We start from the raw sequence: 5098 nt of genomic DNA, 5'->3' as shown, positions 1-5098 counted from the left end.
CGAAGTCAGCACCGCTCTTTAAACAAACCAAATAACCGATAGGTGTAAGTGTCTGGCTCTGCCAAATACTTGCACTGCAAAGATCAAGAAACGATGTTTCTTTGAACTTGCGTGCCAAAAATTTGCTTGGATTTGAACTCAAGAGTTTGATCCTGGCTCAGATTGAACGCTGGCGGCATGCTTTACACATGCAAGTCGAACGGTAACAGGGTGCTTGCACCGCTGACGAGTGGCGAACGGGTGAGTAATGCGTCGGAACGTGCCGAGTAGTGGGGGATAACGCAGCGAAAGTTGTGCTAATACCGCATACGTACTGAGGTAGAAAGTGGGGGACCTTCGGGCCTCACGCTATTCGAGCGGCCGACGTCTGATTAGCTAGTAGGTGAGGTAAAGGCTCACCTAGGCGACGATCAGTAGCGGGTCTGAGAGGATGATCCGCCACACTGGGACTGAGACACGGCCCAGACTCCTACGGGAGGCAGCAGTGGGGAATTTTGGACAATGGGCGAAAGCCTGATCCAGCCATGCCGCGTGTCTGAAGAAGGCCTTCGGGTTGTAAAGGACTTTTGTCAGGGAGGAAATCCCTAGCGTTAATACCGCTGGGGGATGACAGTACCTGAAGAATAAGCACCGGCTAACTACGTGCCAGCAGCCGCGGTAATACGTAGGGTGCGAGCGTTAATCGGAATTACTGGGCGTAAAGCGTGCGCAGGCGGTTTGATAAGCCAGATGTGAAATCCCCGAGCTCAACTTGGGAACTGCGTTTGGAACTGTCAGACTAGAGTGCGTCAGAGGGGGGTGGAATTCCGCGTGTAGCAGTGAAATGCGTAGAGATGCGGAGGAACACCGATGGCGAAGGCAGCCCCCTGGGATGACACTGACGCTCATGCACGAAAGCGTGGGGAGCAAACAGGATTAGATACCCTGGTAGTCCACGCCCTAAACGATGTCAATTAGCTGTTGGGGGTTAGAATCCCTGGTAGCGTAGCTAACGCGTGAAATTGACCGCCTGGGGAGTACGGCCGCAAGGTTAAAACTCAAAGGAATTGACGGGGGCCCGCACAAGCGGTGGATGATGTGGATTAATTCGATGCAACGCGAAGAACCTTACCTGCTCTTGACATGTACGGAACTTGCCAGAGATGGCTTGGTGCCCGAAAGGGAGCCGTAACACAGGTGCTGCATGGCTGTCGTCAGCTCGTGTCGTGAGATGTTGGGTTAAGTCCCGCAACGAGCGCAACCCTTGTCATTAGTTGCCATCATTTGGTTGGGCACTCTAATGAGACTGCCGGTGACAAACCGGAGGAAGGTGGGGATGACGTCAAGTCCTCATGGCCCTTATGAGCAGGGCTTCACACGTCATACAATGGTCGGTACAGAGGGTTGCCAAACCGCGAGGTGGAGCTAATCTCTTAAAGCCGATCGTAGTCCGGATTGGAGTCTGCAACTCGACTCCATGAAGTCGGAATCGCTAGTAATCGCAGGTCAGCATACTGCGGTGAATACGTTCCCGGGCCTTGTACACACCGCCCGTCACACCATGGGAGTGGAATCCGCCAGAAGTGGGTAGGGTAACCGTAAGGAGCCCGCTTACCACGGTAGGTTTCATGACTGGGGTGAAGTCGTAACAAGGTAGCCGTAGGGGAACCTGCGGCTGGATCACCTCCTTTCTAGAGAAGGCGGGTCAGGCACTTACAGCCTATCGGTTATTGGTAAGTTAAGGGCAGTTGGCCGCAAGGCCGCGAGGAAGACTGGGTTTGTAGCTCAGCCGGTTAGAGCACTGTGTTGATAACGCAGGGGTCGTAGGTTCGAGTCCTACCAGACCCACCAGTACCCTTCGAGGGGGATTAGCTCAGTTGGGAGAGCACCTGCTTTGCAAGCAGGGGGTCGTCGGTTCGATCCCGTCATCCTCCACCACCCAATGCAAACAAAAACGCATTCAGCCACGCTGAGTGACTTTCTGTTTGCGTTGTAAAACGCCCGATCTTTAACAAACTGAAGAAGCCAAATACAAGCGGCGAGACAAAACGATAAGTTAACTCTGATCGTGATGAATCGTCAGCTTGGGTAGAAGATTGTATCGCGTATCACATACGCCTTAGTGTGTGATACCGCAAACGCTACCCGTCAAAGTAAGGCAACTGAAATGATAGGGTCAAGCGACTAAGTGCATCTGGTGGATGCCTTGGCGATCACAGGCGATGAAGGACGTGCAAGCCTGCGAAAAGCAGCGGGGAGCTGGCAATGGAGCTTTGATCCGCTGATGTCCGAATGGGGAAACCCCTCCGCAAGGAGATCCCTGGCTGAACACATAGGCCAGTGGAGGCGAACCGGGAGAACTGAAACATCTAAGTACCCCGAGGAAAAGAAATCAACCGAGATTCCGTAAGTAGTGGCGAGCGAACGCGGAAGAGCCTGTATGTGTTATGGATTGTGTTAGTGGAATGCTCTGGAAAGTGCAGCCATAGTGGGTGATAGCCCCGTACACGAAAACGCATTCCAAGAACTGAGCATACGAGAAGTAGGGCGGGACACGCGAAATCCTGTCTGAAGATGGGGGGACCATCCTCCAAGGCTAAATACTCGTGATCGACCGATAGTGAACCAGTACCGTGAGGGAAAGGCGAAAAGAACCCCGGGAGGGGAGTGAAATAGAACCTGAAACCGGATGCATACAAACAGTGGGAGCCTGGAAACGGGTGACTGCGTACCTTTTGTATAATGGGTCAGCGACTTACATTCAGTGGCAAGCTTAACCGAATAGGGGAGGCGTAGGGAAACCGAGTCCGAATAGGGCGTCTCAGTCGCTGGGTGTAGACCCGAAACCGAGTGATCTATCCATGGCCAGGATGAAGGTGCGGTAACACGCACTGGAGGTCCGAACCCACTAGTGTTGCAAAACTAGGGGATGAGCTGTGGATAGGGGTGAAAGGCTAAACAAACTCGGAGATAGCTGGTTCTCCCCGAAAACTATTTAGGTAGTGCCTCATGTATCACTTCCGGGGGTAAAGCACTGTTATGGCTAGGGGGTCATTGCGATTTACCAAACCATGGCAAACTCTGAATACCGGAAAGTGCAAGCATGGGAGACAGACGGTGGGTGCTAACGTCCATCGTCAAGAGGGAAACAACCCAGACCGCCAGCTAAGGTCCCAAATGATCAGTTAAGTGGTAAACGAGGTGGGAAGGCCTAGACAGCCAGGATGTTGGCTTAGAAGCAGCCATCATTTAAAGAAAGCGTAATAGCTCACTGGTCGAGTCGTCCTGCGCGGAAGATGTAACGGGGCTCAAACTGATAACCGAAGCTGCGGATGCATATTTATATGCGTGGTAGGGGAGCGTTCTGTAGGTCTGTGAAGGTGGTGGTGTAAACCCTGCTGGAGATATCAGAAGTGCGAATGCTGACATGAGTAGCGATAAAGCGGGTGAAAAGCCCGCTCGCCGAAAGCCCAAGGTTTCCTACGCAACGTTCATCGGCGTAGGGTGAGTCGGCCCCTAAGGCGAGGCTGAAAAGCGTAGTCGATGGGAAACGGGTTAATATTCCCGTACTTTTATGCAGTGCGATGTGGGGACGGAGAAGGTTAGGTTAGCGGCCTGTTGGAATAGGTCGTTTAAGCCGGTAGGCTGGTGCGGTAGGCAAATCCGCTGCACCTTAAGGCCGAGAGGTGATGACGAGGGTCTACGGACCTGAAGTAACTGATACCACGCTTCCAGGAAAAGCCACTAAGCTTCAGCTGCATAAGAACCGTACCGCAAACCGACACAGGTGGGCAGGATGAGAATTCTAAGGCGCTTGAGAGAACTCAGGAGAAGGAACTCGGCAAATTGACACCGTAACTTCGGGAGAAGGTGTGCCTCTGTCGGTGTAGGACCTCGCGTCCGAAGCTGATAGAGGTCGCAGAGAATAGGTGGCTGCGACTGTTTAACAAAAACACAGCTCTGTGCCAACACGAAAGTGGACGTATACGGAGTGACGCCTGCCCGGTGCTGGAAGATTAAATGATGGGGTGCAAGCTCTTGATTGAAGTCCCAGTAAACGGCGGCCGTAACTATAACGGTCCTAAGGTAGCGAAATTCCTTGTCGGGTAAGTTCCGACCCGCACGAATGGCGTAACGATGGCCACACTGTCTCCTCCTGAGACTCAGCGAAGTTGAAATGTTTGTGAAGATGCAATCTACCCGCTGCTAGACGGAAAGACCCCGTGAACCTTTACTGTAGCTTTGCATTGGACTTTGAACAGACTTGTGTAGGATAGGTGGGAGGCTATGAAGTACGGACGCTAGTTCGTATGGAGCCGTCCTTGAAATACCACCCTGGTGTGTTTGAGGTTCTAACCTTGGTCCGTGATCCGGATCGGGGACAGTGCATGGTAGGCAGTTTGACTGGGGCGGTCTCCTCCCAAAGTGTAACGGAGGAGTTCGAAGGTTACCTAGGTACGGTCGGAAATCGTGCTGATAGTGCAATGGCAAAAGGTAGCTTAACTGCGAGACCGACAAGTCGAGCAGGTGCGAAAGCAGGACATAGTGATCCGGTGGTTCTGAATGGAAGGGCCATCGCTCAACGGATAAAAGGTACTCCGGGGATAACAGGCTGATTCCGCCCAAGAGTTCACATCGACGGCGGAGTTTGGCACCTCGATGTCGGCTCATCACATCCTGGGGCTGTAGCCGGTCCCAAGGGTATGGCTGTTCGCCATTTAAAGTGGTACGTGAGCTGGGTTCAAAACGTCGTGAGACAGTTTGGTCCCTATCTGCAGTGGGCGTTGGAAGTTTGACGGGGGCTGCTCCTAGTACGAGAGGACCGGAGTGGACGAACCTCTGGTGTACCGGTTGTGACGCCAGTCGCATCGCCGGGTAGCTAAGTTCGGAAGAGATAACCGCTGAAAGCATCTAAGCGGGAAACTTGCCTGAAGATGAGACTTCCCTGGAGGCTTGACCTCCCTGAAGAGTCGTTCGAGACCAGGACGTTGATAGGTCGGGTGTGGAAGCGCTGTGAGGCGTTAAGCTAACCGATACTAATTGCTCGTGAGGCTTGATCCTATCATTTGAGTCGCTTTGTGCGACGTGTAGCGAGAGCGAGATACAAGATTCTACCGGC

Annotated in this window: 2 tRNA genes and 2 rRNA genes; all 4 read left to right on the top strand. The window is 53.0% G+C overall.

Features of this window, described 5'->3' with window-relative positions:
- Positions 1-134 precede the first annotated feature (134 nt).
- The 4 genes from FLQ03_RS00880 (at position 135) to FLQ03_RS00865 (ending at position 5040) form a co-directional block, all read left to right on the top strand.
- Positions 135-1670 (top strand): 16S ribosomal RNA (locus FLQ03_RS00880).
- A gap of 83 nt (positions 1671-1753) precedes the next feature.
- Positions 1754-1830 (top strand) — tRNA-Ile (locus tag FLQ03_RS00875).
- Positions 1831-1841: 11 nt separating this feature from the next.
- A tRNA-Ala gene (locus FLQ03_RS00870) sits at positions 1842-1917 on the top strand.
- Positions 1918-2153: 236 nt separating this feature from the next.
- Positions 2154-5040: ribosomal RNA gene (locus tag FLQ03_RS00865) — 23S ribosomal RNA — on the top strand.
- The 16S and 23S rRNA genes sit together here with 2 tRNA genes alongside, the layout of an rRNA operon.
- The last annotated feature ends 58 nt before the right edge of the window (positions 5041-5098 follow it).

The sequence above is a fragment of the Vogesella urethralis genome, from assembly GCF_007644045.2.
GTDB lineage: Bacteria > Pseudomonadota > Gammaproteobacteria > Burkholderiales > Chromobacteriaceae > Vogesella > Vogesella urethralis.
Note: the sequence above shows the minus strand (reverse complement) of the source record. Positions and strands in the feature narration are given on the sequence as shown.